Here is a 16,513-nt window from a genome sequence, read left to right on the forward strand (position 1 = left end):
CGCTCCCCGCACGGCCGCAGCGCAAGGCGGTACGGTGGGGCGTGAAGGATGCGGCTACGCGGTCCGAGGAGGGAGCCACCGATGATTCTGCTCCGTCGCCTGCTGGGTGACGTGCTGCGTCGGCAGCGCCAGCGCCAGGGCCGTACTCTGCGCGAAGTCTCCTCGTCCGCCCGAGTCTCACTCGGCTATCTCTCCGAGGTGGAGCGGGGGCAGAAGGAGGCTTCCTCCGAGCTGCTCTCCGCCATCTGCGACGCGCTGGACGTACGGATGTCCGAGCTCATGCGGGAAGTGAGCGACGAGCTCGCCCTCGCCGAGCTGGCCCAGTCTGCCGCGGCCACCCCCAGCGAGCCTGTGCCCACGTCGGTCCGCCCGATGCTGGGTTCCGTTTCGGTGACCGGTGTGCCGCCGGAGCGGGTGACCATCAAGGCCCCCGCCGAGGCGGTGGACGTGGTCGCCGCGTGAGACCACTCACGCGCGTGGGCGGGTGAGCCGACAGGCGCCCAGGCAGACAGTGTGAGGCCCCGGCCGGGGCTGCTCCGGGAACAGCCCGGAGGAGCGCGGCTGGGGTTTTTCGCGTTCTCTGCGTCGGTTTGCCCATCCGGGGTACTGCGGTCATGGTGAAGAGGCCTCGACGGCCGCCACACACCGGAGGTAGGGATGTACGTCGTGAAGAGCCCGTTGTCCGACACCGACCTGAAGACCGTCGCCGACGCGCTGCAGACCGCGCTCGTCGATCTGATCGATCTCTCGCTGCTCGCCAAACAGGTCCACTGGAACGTCGTCGGGCCCCGGTTCCGTTCGATCCATCTTCAGCTGGACGAGGTCGTGTCCGTCGCCCGCGCGCACTCCGACACCGTGGCCGAGCGTGCCTCGGCGCTCGGGGTCTCGCCGGACGGCCGTGCGTCGACCGTCGCGGCCGGCAGCGGCCTCGGGACGATCGGGGACGGCTGGATCAAGGACTCCGACGCGGTGGGCGCGCTCGTGGCGGCGCTGGGCGCGGCCATCACCCGGATGCGGGAACGGGTCGTGTCGACCGAGCACCCGGACCCGGTCAGCCAGGACATCTTCATCGGCATCACGGCGGATCTCGAGAAGCATCACTGGATGTTCCAGGCGGAGAACGTCTGAGGCGGGAGGGCCATGCCGGGCCGCATAGTGCGCCGGGGGGTTCTGTTCGGGCTCGGTGCCGTGTGGTGGTGGGCCGTTGTCAGGCTCGCCGTGGCACCGGGCGCCGGAGCACTGGAGGGGACCGTCGCCGCCGGCGGATGGGGGCTGAGCCTGCTGCCGGTGCACTGTGTGGCCAAGGCCCGGGCCGTGGGGGCGGTGGAGACGGGGCGGTGGCGGAATGCCTGGCGGGGGCCGGGTGCGGTGGCTGTCGGCGGACCGGGAGCGGCTGCCGCCGGGGCTATCGGGGCTGCCGGGGCCATCGGGGCTGCCGAAATTACCGAGGGAGCCATCGGGGTCGTCGAGGGAGCTACCAGGGCTGCCGAGGGAGTTACCAGGGCATCGCCACTCCGCCGTTCGGGCGGAGGATCTGACCCGTCGTGAACGCGGACGCGTCCGAGGCGAGGTGGAGCACCGCGTGGGCGATGTCCTCCGCTTCGCCGACCCGGCCCAGGGGCGACATCCGGGCCATGAGCGCCTCGGTGCGGTGCTGTGCCGCGGGATCGTCGCGGTCGGTCATGGGAGTGCGGATCCATCCCGGTGCGACGGCGTTGACGCGGATGCCGTGCGGGCCGACCTCGGTCGCCAGCGTCTTCGTCAGCTGGACCACGGCCGCCTTGGCGGCTCCGTAGCAGAGCAGGCCGGGGCCGCCGGTGTCGACGGCTCCGGAGGCCATGGTGACGATGCTGCCGCGCGTGTCGTGCGCCAGCATCAGCCGGGCCGCCTCCTGGCAGGCGTACAGCACGCCCTTGAAGTTGACGGCCAGCACGCGGTCCAGGTCCTCGTCTCGGGTCTCCAGGACAGGGCTGCGGTGCATGATTCCGGCGACGGCGGCCATCGCGTCCAGGCGCTCGCAGGACTCCACGGCCTGTCGCACCTGGGCGCGGTCCGTGACGTCGAGGTGGTGGACGACGGCGGTCCCGCCCTGGTCCTTGATCAGCGTCGCGGTCTCGTGCAGCCCGCGCGCGTCGAGGTCCGCGCCGTGCACGGTGGCGCCCGCCTGGGCTAGCAGCAGCGCGCAGGCGCGGCCGATCCCGCTCGCGGCGCCGGTGACGAACGCGGTCCGTCCGGTGAGGTCGTACGCCTTCACGGCCATGAGGTGACGGTACGAGGGTTTCTGACGGATCGTCAATTAGTCGTACGGTGTCGTACGGCGCTGACGTTCATGCCGCTCCCGCGGCGCACCGGGCGCCGGGGCGGGACCCGTCTGGCAGGACGGGCACCAGTACGTGGGGCGGCTGCGCGAGCCGTCGCCCTGGTCGGCCACCCGGACCGGCGTGTGGCAGCGCAGACAGGGCCCGGGGGCGCGGCCGTAGACGAACAGATCCTGGTTGCGCAGGCCCGTGGTGCGGCGGACGGCACGGTCGCGGTTGGCCTCCAGCAGTCTTTGGGCGAGGCCGGGCAGCTTCGCGGCGCGGTCGGCGGGGAGGGTGCCGACCGGGAGCCAGGGGGTGGTCCCGAGGAGGAAGCACAGCTCGCTCTTGTACACGTTGCCGATGCCGGCGAGGTTGCGCTGGTCGAGGAGGGCCTCGCCGAGGGGGCGTGCGGGGTCGGCGAGGAGGTTCGTCAGCGCGAGGTCGGGGTCCCAGTCGGGGCCGAGCAGGTCGGGGCCGAGGTGGCCGACGACGCGTTCCTCGTCCGTGGTGCGCAGCAGATCGATGACCTGGAGACGGTAGCCGACCGCCGTGCGGCCGGCCGTGCCGAGGACCGCCCGGATCTGGTGCGCCGGGCCGCCCCTCCAGCGCTCGTCGGTGCCGTAGATCTTCCAGACGCCTTCCATGCGCAGATGAGTGTGCAGGGTCACGCCGCCCTCGACGCGTGTGAGCAGGTGTTTGCCGCGTGGGACCGTGCTCAGGACATGGCGGCCGGTCAGGTCCACGGTGGCGTACCTGGGCACGCGGAAGTCGCTGAGGGTCAGCACCTCGCCCGCGAGGGCGTCGTGCAGTCGCTTCGCGGCTTGCCAGACCGTGTCACCTTCGGGCATGGGTCAAGGGTGGCATGCGTGCTGCCGTGGGCTGGGCTGTCGTGGTCATGCTCGTATCCGGAGGCCGCGGGGGTTGGCGATGAAGCCCGCTCCTTCCAGGAGGGCGCCGAAGGGGGACGTCAGGGCCGCGGTGCCGTTCACCCGTTCGACGGTGACCGTGCCGAGGTTGCCCGCGCGGGCGGCCAGGGCGAGGGCTTCCGCCGCGCCGCGCAGCCGTGGGTCGTCGGTGGGGGAGCTGTCCGAGCCGGGCGTCGCGGGCCAGGCGAGCAGGGTCTTGCCGCCACGCTCCATGTAGAGCGTCAGCTCGCCGTCGACGAGCACGACGAGAGAGCCCGCCTTGCGGCCCGGCTTGTGTCCGGCGCCCGTCGGCGGTTCGGGCCAGGGCAGGGCGGCGCCGTAGGCGTTCGCCGGGTCGGCGGCGGCGAGGACGACCGCGCGGGAGGCGGGGGAGGAGTCGCGGGTACGGCGGTTGCGGCGATCGGCGAAGGGTGAGCTGTACGGGGTTTCCATCGAGCCGTACGAGGTCTCCGCCGAGCCGTATGGGGCTGCCGTGCCGTGGGACAAGGCGGTGCCGCCGCCTCGGGGGCCGCCGGCGCCGGGGGAGGCGAAGGGGTCGTCGAGGACGGGGGTGTCCCAGTGGAAGCCGTCGGGGTCGTTGGGGTCGGTGCCTTCGGGGGGTTGCGGTGAGAAACCGTCGGCTGGAGGGGACGGGGCGGGTGTGGGCAGGGGCTCGTCGCGGTCGCGGGCGTTGGCCACCGCGCGCAGGCGGTCCACCGCGCCGTCCATCGCGAACTGCGCGGCGCCGAGTCCCTCGACGACGTAGCCCCGTCGTGCCTGGCCGGTCTCCTCGAAGACGGACAGGACGCGGTAGGTCGCCGAGAAGCCGCCCTCGATGCCCTCGGCGGCGACAGCGCCCCGGGTCACCACGCCATGGCGGTCGAGCAGGGCGCGGGCGACGGCGTGCGCGCGGACGGTGGGGTCGGCCTCCTGGGCCGGGAGGAGGGACCAGCGGCCGGCCACGGTCGGGGGGCCGGTGCGGGAGGCCGGGCGGGCGGCGGCTGTCAGGGAGCCGTAGCGACCGCGCGGGATCGTGCGCTTGGCGCGGTGGGCCGTGGAACCTGCCGTACGTCCCGAGCCGAGGAAGGAGCGCATCGGGGCGAGGGTGTCGTTGGTGAGGCGGCCGGACCAGGTCAGGTCCCAGACCGCGTCGGCGAGTTGGGGGTCGGTGGCGTCGGGGTGGGTGGTGGCGCGCACCTGGTCGGCGATCTGGCGGAAGAACAGGCCGTAGCCCCCGGAGAGGGTGTCCAGGACGGACTGGTGGAGGGCGGTGAGCTCCAGCGGGTGGGGCGGGGGAAGGAGCAGAGGGGCCGCGTCCGCCAGGTAGACGGAGACCCAGCCGTCCTTGCCGGGGAGCGCGCCCGCGCCCGCCCAGACCACCTCTCCGGCGGCCGTGAGTTCGTCGAGCAGCGCCGGGGCGTAGTCCCTGACCCGGGACGGCAGCACGAGCTTCTCCAGGGCCGAGGCGGGGACCGAGGCGCCCTGGAGCTGTTCGAGCGCGCGCACCAGACCGTCCACGCCGCGCAGGGAGTGGCCCTTGCCGATGTGCTGCCACTGGGGCAGGAACTGGGCGAGGGCGGGCGGCGGGACCGGTTCGAGTTCCTGCCGCAGCGCGGCCAGGGAGCGGCGTCGCAGCCTGCGCAGGACGGTCGCGTCGCACCACTCCTGGCCGATGCCGGCGGGGTGGAACTCGCCCTGGACGACCCGGCCGCTCGCCGCGAGCCGCTGGAGGGCGCCCTCGGTGACCGCGACTCCGAGGCCGAAGCGGGCCGCCGCACCGGCCGAGGTGAACGGGCCGTGGGTACGGGCGTGGCGGGCGAGGAGGTCGCCGAGGGGGTCCTTCACCGGTTCGGTGAAGGCCTCCGGGACGCCGACGGGCAGCGCGGTGCCGAGGGCGTCGCGCAGCCGGCCCGCGTCCTCGATCGCCGCCCAGTGGTCTGTCCCGGCGATCCGGACCTTGATCGCGCGGCGGGCGGCGGCCAGCTCTTTTGCCCAGTGCGGTGCGGCGCCGCGCTCGGCCAGTTCGGCGTCGGTGAGCGGGCCGAGGAGGCGGACGAGGTCGGCGACGCTCTCGGTGTCCTTCACCCGGCGGTCCTCGGTGAGCCACTGCAGCTCCCGCTCCAACTCGGTGAGCACCTCGGCGTCGAGCAGCTCGCGCAGCTCCGCCTGACCCAGCAGCTCGGCCAGCAGACGGGAGTCCAGGGAGAGGGCGGCGGCGCGGCGCTCGGCGAGCGGTGAGTCGCCCTCGTACAGGAACTGGGCGACGTAGCCGAACAGGAGGGAGCGGGCGAAGGGAGACGGCTCGGGGGTGGTGACCTCGACCAGGCGGACCTTGCGGGATTCCAGGTCGCCCATCAGCTCGACCAGGCCGGGGACGTCGAAGACGTCCTGGAGGCACTCGCGGACCGCCTCCAGGACGATCGGGAACGAGCCGAACTCGCTCGCCACCTGGAGCAGTTGGGCGGCGCGCTGGCGCTGCTGCCACAGTGGGGTGCGCTTGCCGGGGCTGCGGCGCGGCAGCAGCAGCGCACGTGCGGCGCACTCGCGGAAGCGGGCCGCGAACAGGGCCGAGCCGCCGACCTGGTCGGTGACGATCTGGTCCACTTCGCCCTTGTCGAAGACGACGTCCGCCGCGCCGACCGGGGCCTGTTCGGCGTCGTATTCCGTGCCGGCCTTCATCGGTTCCTGGTCGAGCAGGTCCAGGCCCATCAGGTCGGCGTCCGGCAGGCGCAGCACGATGCCGTCGTCGGCGTGCATGACCTGGGCGTCCATGCCGTACCGCTCGGAGAGCTTGGCGCCGAGGGCGAGCGCCCAGGGGGCGTGGACCTGGGCGCCGAAGGGGGAGTGCACGACGACCCGCCAGTCACCGAGTTCGTCGCGGAAGCGTTCCACGACGATCGTGCGGTCGTCGGGGACATGGCCGCAGGCCTCGCGCTGTTCGTCCAGGTAGGCGAGTACGTTGTCGGCCGCCCAGGCGTCCAGGCCCGCGGCGAGCAGACGCAGCCGGGCGTCGTCCTTGGGCAGGGAGCCGACCTCGCGCAGGAACGCGCCGACCGCGCGGCCCAGTTCCAGCGGCCGGCCCAGCTGGTCGCCCTTCCAGAACGGCAGGCGGCCGGGGACACCGGGGGCCGGGGAGACCAGGACACGGTCGCGGGTGATGTCCTCGATGCGCCAGGAGCTGGTGCCGAGCGTGAAGACGTCCCCGACGCGGGACTCGTAGACCATCTCCTCGTCGAGTTCGCCGACCCGCCCGCCGCCCTTCTTGGGGTCGGCGCCCGCCAGGAAGACGCCGAACAGACCGCGGTCCGGGATGGTGCCGCCGGAGGTGACGGCGAGGCGCTGGGCGCCGGGGCGGCCGGTGACCGTGCCGGCGATGCGGTCCCACACCACGCGTGGGCGCAGTTCGGCGAAAGCGTCGGACGGGTAGCGGCCGGCCAGCATGTCCAGGACGGCCGTGAAGGCGGACTCGGGGAGGGACGCGAAGGGCGCCGCGCGGCGGACCGTGCTCAGCAGGTCGTCGACCTGCCAGGTGTCCAGGGCCGTCATCGCGACGAGTTGCTGGGCCAGGACGTCCAGGGGGTTGGCGGGCACCCTCAGGGACTCGATGGAGCCCGTGCGCATGCGCTCGGTGACCACCGCCGCCTGGACGAGGTCGCCGCGGTACTTGGGGAAGACCACGCCCGTGGAGACCGCGCCCACCTGGTGTCCCGCGCGGCCCACGCGCTGGAGGCCGGAGGCGACGGAGGGCGGGGACTCGACCTGGACCACCAGGTCGACGGCGCCCATGTCGATGCCGAGTTCGAGGCTGGAGGTGGCGACGACCGCGGGGAGGCGGCCTGCCTTGAGGTCCTCCTCGACCAGGGCGCGCTGCTCTTTGGAGACCGAGCCGTGGTGGGCGCGTGCGATGACCGGCGGGGCGCCCTGGGCGGCTCCCGAGCCGCCCATCAGCTCGGCGGGGGAGTGGTGCTCGTCGAGGGGCTCACCGGTGGCGCGCTCGTACGCGATCTCGTTGAGGCGGTTGCACAGGCGCTCGGCGAGGCGGCGGGAGTTGGCGAACACGATCGTGGAGCGGTGGGCCTGGACGAGGTCGGCGATCCGCTCCTCGACGTGCGGCCAGATCGACGGGCGCTCCGCTCCCTCGGAGCCGTCGGCCACCGGGGAGCCGCCCAGTTCGCCCAGGTCCTCCACGGGGACCACGACCGAGAGGTCGAACTCCTTGCCCGACTTCGGCTGGACGATCTCCACCTTGCGCTGCGGCGAGAGATAGCGGGCCACCTCGTCGACCGGGCGGACGGTCGCGGAGAGGCCGATGCGGCGGGCCGGCCTCGGCAGCAGCTCGTCCAGCCGCTCCAGGGAGAGCGCGAGATGGGCGCCGCGCTTGGTGCCGGCGACCGCGTGCACCTCGTCGAGGATCACCGTCTCGACGCCGGTCAGCGCGTCGCGGGTGGCCGACGTCAGCATCAGGAACAGGGACTCGGGCGTGGTGATCAGGATGTCCGGCGGGCGCGTGGACAGCGCGCGGCGCTCGGCCGCCGGGGTGTCGCCCGAGCGGATGCCGACCCTGACCTCGGGCTCGGGCAGCCCCAGGCGGACGGACTCCTGGCGGATGCCGGTCAGGGGGCTGCGAAGGTTGCGCTCGACGTCGACGGCCAGGGCCTTCAGCGGGGAGACGTAGAGCACCCGGCAGCGCTTTCGCGGGTCGGCCGGCGGGGGTGAGGAGGCGAGCTGGTCCAGAGCGGCGAGGAACGCGGCCAGGGTCTTGCCGGAGCCGGTCGGGGCCACCACCAGCACGTCCGAGCCCTCGGTGATGGCATGCCACGCGCCCGCCTGGGCCGCGGTGGGCGCGGAGAACGCCCCCGTGAACCAGCCGCGGGTCGCGGGGGAGAAGCCGTCGAGGGCTCGGTGTGCGGAGCTGACCATGCGTCCATCCTGCACCCACCCACTGACAAGCACGCTGACCTGCGGTGATGTGGTGCACTTCGGGGTTCGTTGTGTGGGGCACGTGATTCGCGACGTGCTGCTCGTGGCCCGTCGCGGAGAATGGGGGCATGGCGGGATCGGGTGATGTGGCGCGGCACTGGCGGTATGCCGACCTGCCCGATGTCGACCTGCTGCGGGCCCGGTACGTACGCAAGACGTTCGTCCGGCACACCCACGAGCACTTCGTGATCGCCGCCATCGCCGAGGGCGTCGAGGTCTTCCACCACCATGGTGCCGACCAGTACGCCGGTGCCGGAGCGCTCGCGCTGGTCAACCCGGACACCCCGCACACCGGGCGGGCCGGAGTGCCCGAGGGATGGCGGTACGGGGCCGTGTACCCGTCCCCCGACGTCGTGGCCGGTATCGCCGCGGAGACCACGACCCTGCGCGGCACCCCGGGGTTCCTGAGTCCGGTGCTCGACGATCCGCACACCGTGGCGCTGGTGCACCAGGTGCTCCGGGCCGCCGAAGAGGGCAACGCGCTGGCCGCCGACACCCTGCTGCGGGTGGCCGTGACACGGCTGCTGCGGCTGAACGGAGGGCCGCTTCCGCGGCGCGAGGTGCGGACGGCCGGGGCACGGATCGCGGCACGCGCGCGTGCCGTGCTGGAGGAGCGGATGGCCGAACCGCCGACCCTCGAGCGGCTCGCCGGGGACCTGGGGAGCAGTTCGTTCGCCCTGCTGCGGGCCTTTCGGGACGCGTACGGCATGCCGCCCCACACCTGGCTGACCGACGCGCGCGTGCGGCGGGCGCGGCGGCTGCTGGACGCCGGAACGGCACCCGCCGAGGCGGCCGTCCTGGTGGGGTTCACCGACCAGCCGCACCTCAACCGGCACTTCACCCGGATCGTGGGCGTGCCGCCGGGGGCCTACCAGCGGGAGCGCAAGAACGTACAAGACACGCGTCTGCCCTGGTCCCTACCGTCCTAGGCGTGCCAGAACAGACAACCGCGGCTCAGACAGCTCGCGCAGACATACCCGCCGACGGTGCGGGAAAGCCGGACGCCGTCGTCGTCCGGGACGCCCTGGGCGTCGGGATCGCCGTGGGGCTCTCCGGGTTCGCCTTCGGGGTGACCTCGGCGGGCAGCGGACTCACCGTGTGGCAGACCTGCGCGCTCAGCCTCCTGGTGTTCACCGGCGCGTCCCAGTTCGCCCTGGTCGGGGCGCTGGCTGCGGGCGGCAACCCGCTCACGGCAGCCGCGGGCGCCTTCTTCCTCGGGGTGCGCAACGCGTTCTACGGGCTCCGTCTGTCGCAGTTGCTGGCCCTCCCGCGCGTGCTGCGTCCGTTCGCCGCTCATTGGGTGATCGACGAGACGACGGCCGTGTCGCTGGCGCAGCCCGGGCGGCGGGCCGCGCGGATCGGTTTCGCCGTCACCGGGCTGAGTCTGTACCTGCTGTGGAACCTCACCACCCTGGTGGGCGCCCTGGGGGCCGAGGCCATCGGGGACACGGACGCGTGGGGGCTGGACGCGGCCGGGCCCGCCGTCTTCCTGGCGCTGCTCGCGCCCATGCTGAAGACCGGGGTCGACCGGGCCGTCGCCGGGCTCGCGGTGCTGCTCGGGCTGGGTCTGCTCCCCTTCCTGCCCGCCGGGGTACCGGTGCTGCTGGCCGCTCTCGCCGCACCGGCCGTGTTGTATGTCGCGGGGCGGCGCAGGGGTGCCGGGCGAGGGGGCACACGGTGAACGTCTGGATCGCTGTCGGCGTGACCGCCCTGGGCTGTTACGCCGTCAAGCTCGCCGGGCTGCTCGTGCCCGCCGGTGCGCTCGAGCGGCCCCTCGTGCGGCGGCTCGCGGCCCTGCTGCCCGTCGCCCTGCTCGCCGCTCTCACGGCCCAGCAGACCTTCGCCGATGGCCTGGAGCTCGTCCTGGACGCGAGGGCTGAGGGGCTCGCAGCCGCCGCCGTGGCACTTGTACTGCGGGCGCCCTTCCTGCTGGTTGTGGCGGCGGCTGTCGCGGTCACGGCGGGGGTGCGGGCATGGGGTGGGTGAGCCAGGGCTGAGGCGTGCCCCTGTCGGTCCCGCTGCCTCGGTCGGCCGGGGTGGCACAACTGCCTCGGTCGGCGTCAGCCGATGGTGCGGCCGTACGCCTTCAGGGTGCGCAGGGACTCGATGGTGACCATGGGGCGGGCCTCCAGGGCGGGGGCCGGTTCCCAGCGGCGCCAGCGGATCGGCCAGCCGCCGTCGCTCTGCTGCTCGTCCGCGAGGAAGTCCAGGGAGCGTGCCATCTCGTCGTCCGTGAACCACGCGCGTGCCAGAGAACGCGGAGTGCGGGCGAAGTCGTGCGGGAAGTGGTGCTCGTGCGGGGCGTAGCCGGGCGCGACCGGGAACGCGTCCAGGTGCTCCGGATCGAGCGCGGCGAGCCGGTGCGCGCGCACCAGGCGGCCCAGCCGGTCGGCGGCGGCCTCCGCGCGCGGGCGGTCCGGGACGGAGTCCAGGAAGGCCACGGCGGCCTCGATCTCGTACGGGTGCGACCGCTCCAGGGAGTCCACCGCCTGCCAGCAGAAGTCCGTGGCCCGGAACATCCAGGCGTGCCACACCTCGTTGCGGTGCAGCAGGCCCACCACCGGTCCCGTGGTCAGCAGCTCGCTGGGCGGGTCGTCCACGACCCTGACGAACGGCGCCGTCGGGTAGCCGCGCTGGCTGGGATGGACCGCGGGCAGCGCGCCGTCGGCGGTCGACACCGAGGTCAGGTAGCGGCAGACCCGCTCGACGCGCCGTCCGCCGAGGCGGCCGACGGAGTCCAGGACGCGCAGCGCGTGGGCGGTGTGCAGGGGCTGGCTGACGGGACCGCGGAGATCGGGTTCCAGCGCGTGACCGTACCCGCCGTCCTCGTTGCGGTAGGCGTCGAGCGCGGCCTCCACGGGATCGGCGGCGCCGTGCAGGAAGACGTACGCGAAGAGGCGCTGTTCCAGCACGCGCGCGGTGAGCCAGACGAACTGCTCGGCGCGGAACAGCGGGGAGCGCGCCGGGGGCGTCGGGGAGAGTGGGGAAGCTCCTGAATCGGCCATGGGTCAGACCGTAGGACGGAAAGCGGTCTCGGCGACGGCCGCGGCGGGGGCCACCCCTCGGGCGCGGGATACTGGAGTCATGCGGTTGACGGTCTTCTGGCAGCGGATGGACGAGCACTTCGGCGCGGGGTATGCCGAGACCTTCGCGCGCGACCACGTGATGACGGAGCTCGGCGGACACACCGTTCACGAGGCGCTGGCGCACGGCTGGGAGGCCAAGGACGTGTGGCGCGTCGTCTGCGCGGTGATGAACGTTCCACAGGAGATGCGTTGATCCGCAAGGGAAGAGCGCAGGTGGCTCCCGCAATGTCAGTGGCGTAGGCGAGACTTGATCCGTGGCACCCACTGACGAGACCGGGCAGTCCGGTCAGCACCCATCCGAGCGCATGCCGCGCTGGCTTCCGCGCGCGATGGTGCTGGCGCTCGCCCTCATCGCTGTGTTCCAGCTCGGCACCTGGGCCTTCCACCAGCTCATCGGCCTGTTGATCAACATCCTCATCGCGTTCTTCCTGGCGCTCGCCGTGGAGCCCGCGGTGAGCCGGATGGCCGCCCGCGGCGTGCGCAGGGGGCTCGCCACCTTCCTCGTCTTCTTCGGTCTCCTGATCGTGGTCGCCGGGTTCTTCACACTGCTCGGCTCGATGCTCGCCGGGCAGATCATCAAGATGATCGAGGGCTTCCCCGAGTACCTCGACTCCGTGATCAACTGGGTCAACACGACGTTCCACACCGAACTGCGGCGCGTGGACATCCAGGAGGGTCTGCTCCACTCCGACTGGCTCAGGAAGTACGCGCAGAACAGCGCGGCCGGCGTGCTGGACGTGTCCACCCAGGTCCTGGGCGGTCTCTTCCAGCTGCTGACGATCGGGCTGTTCTCGTTCTACTTCGCCGCCGACGGACCCCGGCTGCGGCGCGCGCTGTGCTCCGTCCTGCCGCCCACGAAGCAGGCCGAGGTGCTGCGCGCGTGGGAGATCGCCGTCGACAAGACCGGCGGGTACCTGTACTCACGCGGGCTGATGGCGCTGATCTCGGGCGTCGCGCACTACGTACTCCTGGAGGCCCTCGGCATCCCGTACGCGCCCGTGCTCGCCGTGTGGGTGGGAGTGGTCTCGCAGTTCATCCCGACCATCGGCACCTATCTCGCGGGCGCGCTGCCCATGCTGATCGCCTTCACGGTCTCGCCCCTGTACGCGGTGTGGGTGCTGGTCTTCGTCGTGGTGTACCAGCAGTTCGAGAACTACATGCTGCAGCCCAAGCTGACCTCCAAGACCGTCGACATCCACCCGGCGGTCGCCTTCGGATCGGTCATCGCCGGCACCGCCCTCCTCGGCGCCGTGGGCGCGCTGATCTCCATCCCGGCGGTCGCCACGCTCCAGGCCTTCCTGGGCGCGTACGTGAAGCGCTACGACGTCACGGACGACCCCCGGGTCCACGGCCACCGCGGCCGTGGCGAGGGTACGAGCCTTGCCCGTGCGCGGCGCCTCTGGGCGCGGACACAGCAGCGGGCGGCGGGGACCGGGGCCCCGGGGCGGCGGGCGACCGGAGCGCCGCGGGACACGGCGGGTCCGGAGGGGCCAGAGGGTCCGCAGGACGGAACGGGCAGGGAAGGCACGGGGGACGGTGGGACCGGTGGGACCGGTGGGACCGGTGGGACCGGTGGGACCGGTGGGACGGGTGGGACGGGTTGAGCCGGGGAGGCCTTGGGTGTCGCTTTCCGTTGCCTCAGGCGAGCCTGCGGCAGTCCTGGTCGATCTTGGTAGGCCTCGTAGGCTCAGGCTGAGTACGTGAGTACGGCCCACACCCCGGCCGTGGCGACCGCCGCCGCGTAGCAGCCGACCGCTGTGGCCACGATCCGTCGGCGTACGGTCTCGCTCCAGGGCGTGAACGTCAGCAGTTCGGCCAGCGCGGGCAGGACCAGGACGGCGTGCAGGCTCACCCCGTGCAGGGGCTTGAGCGGGGCTGTCGAGTGGTACGCCGCCTCCTGGTCGCCGGTGCGGGTGAGGACGACACCGCGCGCGATCATCGCCGCACCGGAGGCGAGTGCGACCAGCAGGACTGCGAAGCCGGAGCGGACCGCCAAGGCCATTCCGGCCGGACCTGCCGGCCGGTGCCGGAAGGACGCCACGGCGAAGACGGTGAGCAGCACCACGAGGACACCGCCGCCCACCGCCAGCGTCATGGACACCGCCGTGTCGAAGGGCGTCTCCATGTTCAGATGCGAGGGCACCCGCCGCCACGCCTGAAGGGTGATGCCGCCGACCTCCACCACGCAGTCCGCGGCGAAGACGACGAGCAGGACGGTGCGCAGTCGCGCCCCGATCCGCAGGTACGACGTCACCCAGGTGATCGCGATCAGCGTCAGGCCGAAGGAGAGCCCGAACGTGACGGGCTTGCGCCAGGAGACGGGGCCGTCCCAGGGGCCGCCGTCGACCGCGAACACCACCAGGTGGGCGAGGCCGGACAGGACGAGGAGCAGGCCGGTGACCTGGCACAGGCGCTCGGCCGGACGCGGATTCTTCATGGCCCCAGGGTTCCGGGAGTGCTCCGCACCGTCGTCCTCCGGCCGGAGACACCCGCCGTACGACACGGGGAGCACATGGGGAGTCACAGGGGGACGAAGCTGAGACCGACCGCTTCAGCCGGCCATGACTTCAACTCGCGCCCATCAAGCGGTACATACCGATCGAGTTGTGCGCGGCGGTGTCGGCGAAGCCGAACTTCTCGTACAGGAAGCGCGCGGGGCCGTCGGCGATCAGGGAGACGTACGCGGTGGCGGGCGCCCGGCGTTCCAACTCCTCGGCGAGCGCAGTCATGATGCGCTTGCCGAGTCCCCGCCCCTGGTGCGCGGGGTGCACGCAGATGTCGACGACCTGGAACGCGGTGCCGCCGTCACCGATGATCCGCCCCATGCCGATGGGCTCACCCTTGTGATGGAGGACCACGCCGTGCCACGTGTTGGGCAGGGCGAGCGCGACCGCCTCGGGAGCTTTGTCGGAGAGCCCCGCGTCGGTGCGTAGGCGGCGGAAGACCTCGACGGAAGGCACTCCCACGCGCAGTTCGTAAGGGGCATTCGAGTCCATCATGCGTTACATGCTAGAGGGTGTGCGGTGGGGGTCGCGGCCTTGCCGGGTGCCGGAACGGGTGGACGCGGGTGTGGCCGGCTGCGCTTGACACGAAAATCGAACATCCATTCTTATGGAGGCTCCGGCGAAGCCTCCGGTGGGAGTTTCACCCCGTTGTGGGTAGATAAGTCCCTGAGTTATCCACAGGGCGAACCGGCGTCGGGGCGCATTGTCAGTGGCAGGCGTTAGCGTCTTTGACGTGAAGCGATCGACTCAAGCAAATCGGGTGGAACCCATGGCAGGAACCGACCGCGAGAAGGCCCTGGATGCCGCACTCGCACAGATTGAACGGCAGTTCGGCAAGGGCGCGGTCATGCGCATGGGCGAGCGACCGAACGAACCCATCGAGGTCATCCCCACCGGGTCGACCGCCCTCGACGTCGCCCTCGGTGTCGGCGGTCTCCCGCGCGGCCGAGTGGTGGAGGTGTACGGTCCCGAGTCCTCCGGCAAGACGACCCTGACCCTGCACGCGGTGGCGAACGCCCAGAAGGCCGGCGGCCAGGTGGCCTTCGTGGACGCGGAGCACGCCCTCGACCCCGAGTACGCGCGCAAGCTCGGCGTCGACATCGACAACCTGATCCTCTCGCAGCCCGACAACGGCGAGCAGGCCCTGGAGATCGTGGACATGCTGGTCCGCTCCGGTGCCCTGGACCTCATCGTCATCGACTCCGTCGCCGCGCTCGTCCCGCGCGCGGAGATCGAGGGCGAGATGGGCGACAGTCACGTGGGTCTGCAGGCCCGGCTGATGAGCCAGGCGCTGCGGAAGATCACCAGCGCGCTCAACCAGTCCAAGACCACCGCGATCTTCATCAACCAGCTCCGCGAGAAGATCGGCGTGATGTTCGGCTCCCCGGAGACCACGACCGGTGGCCGCGCGCTGAAGTTCTACGCCTCGGTGCGCCTCGACATCCGCCGCATCGAGACCCTGAAGGACGGCACCGACGCGGTCGGCAACCGCACCCGCGTCAAGGTCGTCAAGAACAAGGTCGCGCCGCCCTTCAAGCAGGCCGAGTTCGACATCCTCTACGGCCACGGCATCAGCCGCGAGGGCGGCCTGATCGACATGGGCGTGGAGAACGGCTTCGTCCGCAAGGCCGGCGCCTGGTACACGTACGAGGGCGACCAGCTCGGCCAGGGCAAGGAGAACGCCCGCAACTTCCTGAAGGACAACCCCGATCTCGCCAACGAGATCGAGAGGAAGATCAAGGAGAAGCTGGGCGTCGGCGTCCGCCCGGCGGAGCAGGCCGCCGCGGAGCCGGGCGCGGACGCCTCGGCCGCTCCGAGCGCTCCGGGCACGCCCGGGGACGACGCCAAGACGGTTCCGGCTCCCGCCGCCAAGACCGCCAAGCCCAAGGCCGCGGCTGCCAAGAGCTGACCCGTGACACGACGAACGGACTGGGCTGAGTACGACGCACACCCCGGTACCCCCTGGGAGCCGGGGAGCGGGGACGGCGGCTTCGCCCGGGGCGGTGACGACCGGCCGGACGGCGACTCCCACGGAGGCGCCTACGGCGGTGACGGCGGCACCGGTGCGGGCGGCACCGGCCCGCGCCGTGGTGGTCGCGCCGGAAGGGGCCGGGGCGGCGCGGGTGGCCCACGCGGCGGGCGTGGGCGCCGTGGGCGTGGTTCCGCGGAACCGTCCACCGAAGACGAAGGCGCTTCCCACTCGTCGAGGGCCGAGAAGGAGCAGCCTTCGGGGGACCCGGCTGAGCGGGCACGGGCGATCTGCCTGCGCCTGCTCACCGGGACCCCGCGCACGCGGAAGCAGCTCGCCGACGCCCTGCGCAAGCGGGAGATCCCGGACGACGTGGCCGAGGAGGTGCTCTCACGGTTCGAGGAGGTCGGGCTGATCAACGACGGTGCCTTCGCGGACGCCTGGGTGGAGTCACGGCACCACGGCCGGGGACTGGCCCGGCGCGCGCTCGCACAGGAGCTGCGGACCAAGGGGGTCGACCCGGCGCTGATCGACGAGGCCGTCGGCCAACTCGACTCCGAGCGGGAGGAGGAGACCGCGCGCGAACTCGTCGCCCGCAAACTGCGCGCGACGCGCGGTCTCGACCGCGACAAACGGCTCCGCCGTCTCGCGGGCATGCTCGCGCGCAAGGGCTATTCCGAGGGCATGGCCCTGCGGGTGGTCCGGCAGGCGCTGGAGGAAGAGGGCGAGGAGACGGAGTTCCCGGCGGAGGACGGGTTCTGAGCGCGCC

Annotated in this window: 14 protein-coding genes and 1 pseudogene; 9 read left to right on the top strand and 6 right to left on the bottom strand. The window is 72.4% G+C overall.

What is annotated here, in order from left to right; translation table 11 throughout:
• Nucleotides 1–81 precede the first annotated feature (81 nt).
• Nucleotides 82–462: a helix-turn-helix domain-containing protein gene (locus ACFPIH_RS11025; protein ID WP_015657463.1), complete on the top strand. Its 381-nt coding sequence runs from the start codon at nt 82–84 to the stop codon at nt 460–462.
• 195 nt (nt 463–657) lie between these two features.
• A complete protein-coding gene (locus ACFPIH_RS11030; RefSeq protein ID WP_381185971.1) occupies nt 658–1,128 on the top strand; it encodes a Dps family protein in 471 nt (156 codons plus the stop codon).
• Between the two features lie 367 nt (nt 1,129–1,495).
• Here ACFPIH_RS11030 and ACFPIH_RS11035 read toward each other — a convergent pair whose 3' ends face one another.
• The 3 genes from ACFPIH_RS11035 to ACFPIH_RS11045 are packed head-to-tail and all read right to left on the bottom strand — an operon-like array spanning nt 1,496 to nt 8,125.
• The gene (locus ACFPIH_RS11035; protein ID WP_381185974.1) at nt 1,496–2,260 is read right to left on the bottom strand and encodes an SDR family NAD(P)-dependent oxidoreductase; all 765 of its coding nucleotides are present in this window, start codon (nt 2,258–2,260) and stop codon (nt 1,496–1,498) included.
• A 36-nt stretch (nt 2,261–2,296) separates the two neighbouring features.
• Complete coding sequence (locus tag ACFPIH_RS11040; RefSeq protein ID WP_381185977.1) at nt 2,297–3,148, bottom strand: DNA-formamidopyrimidine glycosylase family protein; 852 nt, start codon at nt 3,146–3,148, stop codon at nt 2,297–2,299.
• A gap of 45 nt (nt 3,149–3,193) precedes the next feature.
• Nucleotides 3,194–8,125, bottom strand: a complete 4,932-nt coding sequence (locus tag ACFPIH_RS11045; RefSeq protein WP_381185980.1) for an ATP-dependent helicase — start codon at nt 8,123–8,125, stop codon at nt 3,194–3,196.
• Nucleotides 8,126–8,253: 128 nt separating this feature from the next.
• Here ACFPIH_RS11045 and ACFPIH_RS11050 point away from each other — a divergent pair.
• The 3 genes and pseudogenes from ACFPIH_RS11050 to ACFPIH_RS11060 form a co-directional block, all read left to right on the top strand.
• Nucleotides 8,254–9,084 (top strand): annotated as a pseudogene (locus ACFPIH_RS11050) (AraC family transcriptional regulator); the annotation flags it as partial.
• Nucleotides 9,085–9,116: 32 nt separating this feature from the next.
• Nucleotides 9,117–9,866: an AzlC family ABC transporter permease gene (locus tag ACFPIH_RS11055; protein ID WP_381185983.1), complete on the top strand. Its 750-nt coding sequence runs from the start codon at nt 9,117–9,119 to the stop codon at nt 9,864–9,866.
• Nucleotides 9,863–10,171, top strand: coding sequence for an AzlD domain-containing protein (locus ACFPIH_RS11060; protein WP_381185986.1), 309 nt, complete (start codon nt 9,863–9,865; stop codon nt 10,169–10,171). Before ACFPIH_RS11055 ends, ACFPIH_RS11060 begins: the two co-directional genes overlap by 4 nt.
• Before the next feature lie 74 nt (nt 10,172–10,245).
• On the opposite strand, the gene ACFPIH_RS11065 is transcribed toward ACFPIH_RS11060, so the two are convergent.
• Entirely contained in the window at nt 10,246–11,190 is a 945-nt protein-coding gene (locus ACFPIH_RS11065; protein WP_381185988.1) for a hypothetical protein, read from the bottom strand.
• Nucleotides 11,191–11,269: 79 nt separating this feature from the next.
• Between ACFPIH_RS11065 and ACFPIH_RS11070 the strand changes: the two genes are divergently transcribed.
• Together ACFPIH_RS11070 and ACFPIH_RS11075 are read left to right on the top strand one after the other, a co-directional pair.
• The gene (locus tag ACFPIH_RS11070) at nt 11,270–11,464 is read left to right on the top strand and encodes a DUF3046 domain-containing protein (RefSeq protein ID WP_381185991.1); all 195 of its coding nucleotides are present in this window, start codon (nt 11,270–11,272) and stop codon (nt 11,462–11,464) included.
• Between the two features lie 112 nt (nt 11,465–11,576).
• A complete protein-coding gene (locus ACFPIH_RS11075; RefSeq protein ID WP_381186085.1) occupies nt 11,577–12,875 on the top strand; it encodes an AI-2E family transporter in 1,299 nt (432 codons plus the stop codon).
• 83 nt (nt 12,876–12,958) lie between these two features.
• On the opposite strand, the gene ACFPIH_RS11080 is transcribed toward ACFPIH_RS11075, so the two are convergent.
• Nucleotides 12,959–13,708 (bottom strand): hypothetical protein, encoded by a 750-nt coding sequence (locus ACFPIH_RS11080; protein WP_381185993.1) that lies wholly within the window; start codon nt 13,706–13,708, stop codon nt 12,959–12,961.
• 130 nt (nt 13,709–13,838) lie between these two features.
• Nucleotides 13,839–14,270 (bottom strand): GNAT family N-acetyltransferase, encoded by a 432-nt coding sequence (locus ACFPIH_RS11085; RefSeq protein WP_381185996.1) that lies wholly within the window; start codon nt 14,268–14,270, stop codon nt 13,839–13,841.
• Between the two features lie 274 nt (nt 14,271–14,544).
• Between ACFPIH_RS11085 and recA the strand changes: the two genes are divergently transcribed.
• Both recA and recX read left to right on the top strand, forming a co-directional pair.
• Entirely contained in the window at nt 14,545–15,684 is a 1,140-nt protein-coding gene (recA, locus tag ACFPIH_RS11090) for a recombinase RecA (protein WP_381185999.1), read from the top strand.
• Between the two features lie 3 nt (nt 15,685–15,687).
• Nucleotides 15,688–16,506, top strand: coding sequence for a recombination regulator RecX (gene recX, locus ACFPIH_RS11095; RefSeq protein ID WP_381186002.1), 819 nt, complete (start codon nt 15,688–15,690; stop codon nt 16,504–16,506).
• The last annotated feature ends 7 nt before the right edge of the window (nt 16,507–16,513 follow it).

It is taken from the genome of Streptomyces vulcanius, assembly GCF_042653945.1.
GTDB lineage: Bacteria > Actinomycetota > Actinomycetes > Streptomycetales > Streptomycetaceae > Streptomyces > Streptomyces mangrovi.

Coding starts and splice junctions, on each gene's coding strand:
- ACFPIH_RS11045 (WP_381185980.1), bottom strand. CDS start 8,125: ATGGTCAGCTCCGCACACCGAGCCCTCGACGGCTTCTCCCCCGCGACC.
- ACFPIH_RS11075 (WP_381186085.1), top strand. CDS start 11,577: ATGCCGCGCTGGCTTCCGCGCGCGATGGTGCTGGCGCTCGCCCTCATC.
- ACFPIH_RS11040 (WP_381185977.1), bottom strand. CDS start 3,148: ATGCCCGAAGGTGACACGGTCTGGCAAGCCGCGAAGCGACTGCACGAC.
- ACFPIH_RS11035 (WP_381185974.1), bottom strand. CDS start 2,260: ATGGCCGTGAAGGCGTACGACCTCACCGGACGGACCGCGTTCGTCACC.
- ACFPIH_RS11065 (WP_381185988.1), bottom strand. CDS start 11,190: ATGGCCGATTCAGGAGCTTCCCCACTCTCCCCGACGCCCCCGGCGCGC.
- ACFPIH_RS11025 (WP_015657463.1), top strand. CDS start 82: ATGATTCTGCTCCGTCGCCTGCTGGGTGACGTGCTGCGTCGGCAGCGC.
- ACFPIH_RS11085 (WP_381185996.1), bottom strand. CDS start 14,270: ATGATGGACTCGAATGCCCCTTACGAACTGCGCGTGGGAGTGCCTTCC.
- ACFPIH_RS11080 (WP_381185993.1), bottom strand. CDS start 13,708: ATGAAGAATCCGCGTCCGGCCGAGCGCCTGTGCCAGGTCACCGGCCTG.
- recA (WP_381185999.1), top strand. CDS start 14,545: ATGGCAGGAACCGACCGCGAGAAGGCCCTGGATGCCGCACTCGCACAG.
- ACFPIH_RS11030 (WP_381185971.1), top strand. CDS start 658: ATGTACGTCGTGAAGAGCCCGTTGTCCGACACCGACCTGAAGACCGTC.
- ACFPIH_RS11070 (WP_381185991.1), top strand. CDS start 11,270: ATGCGGTTGACGGTCTTCTGGCAGCGGATGGACGAGCACTTCGGCGCG.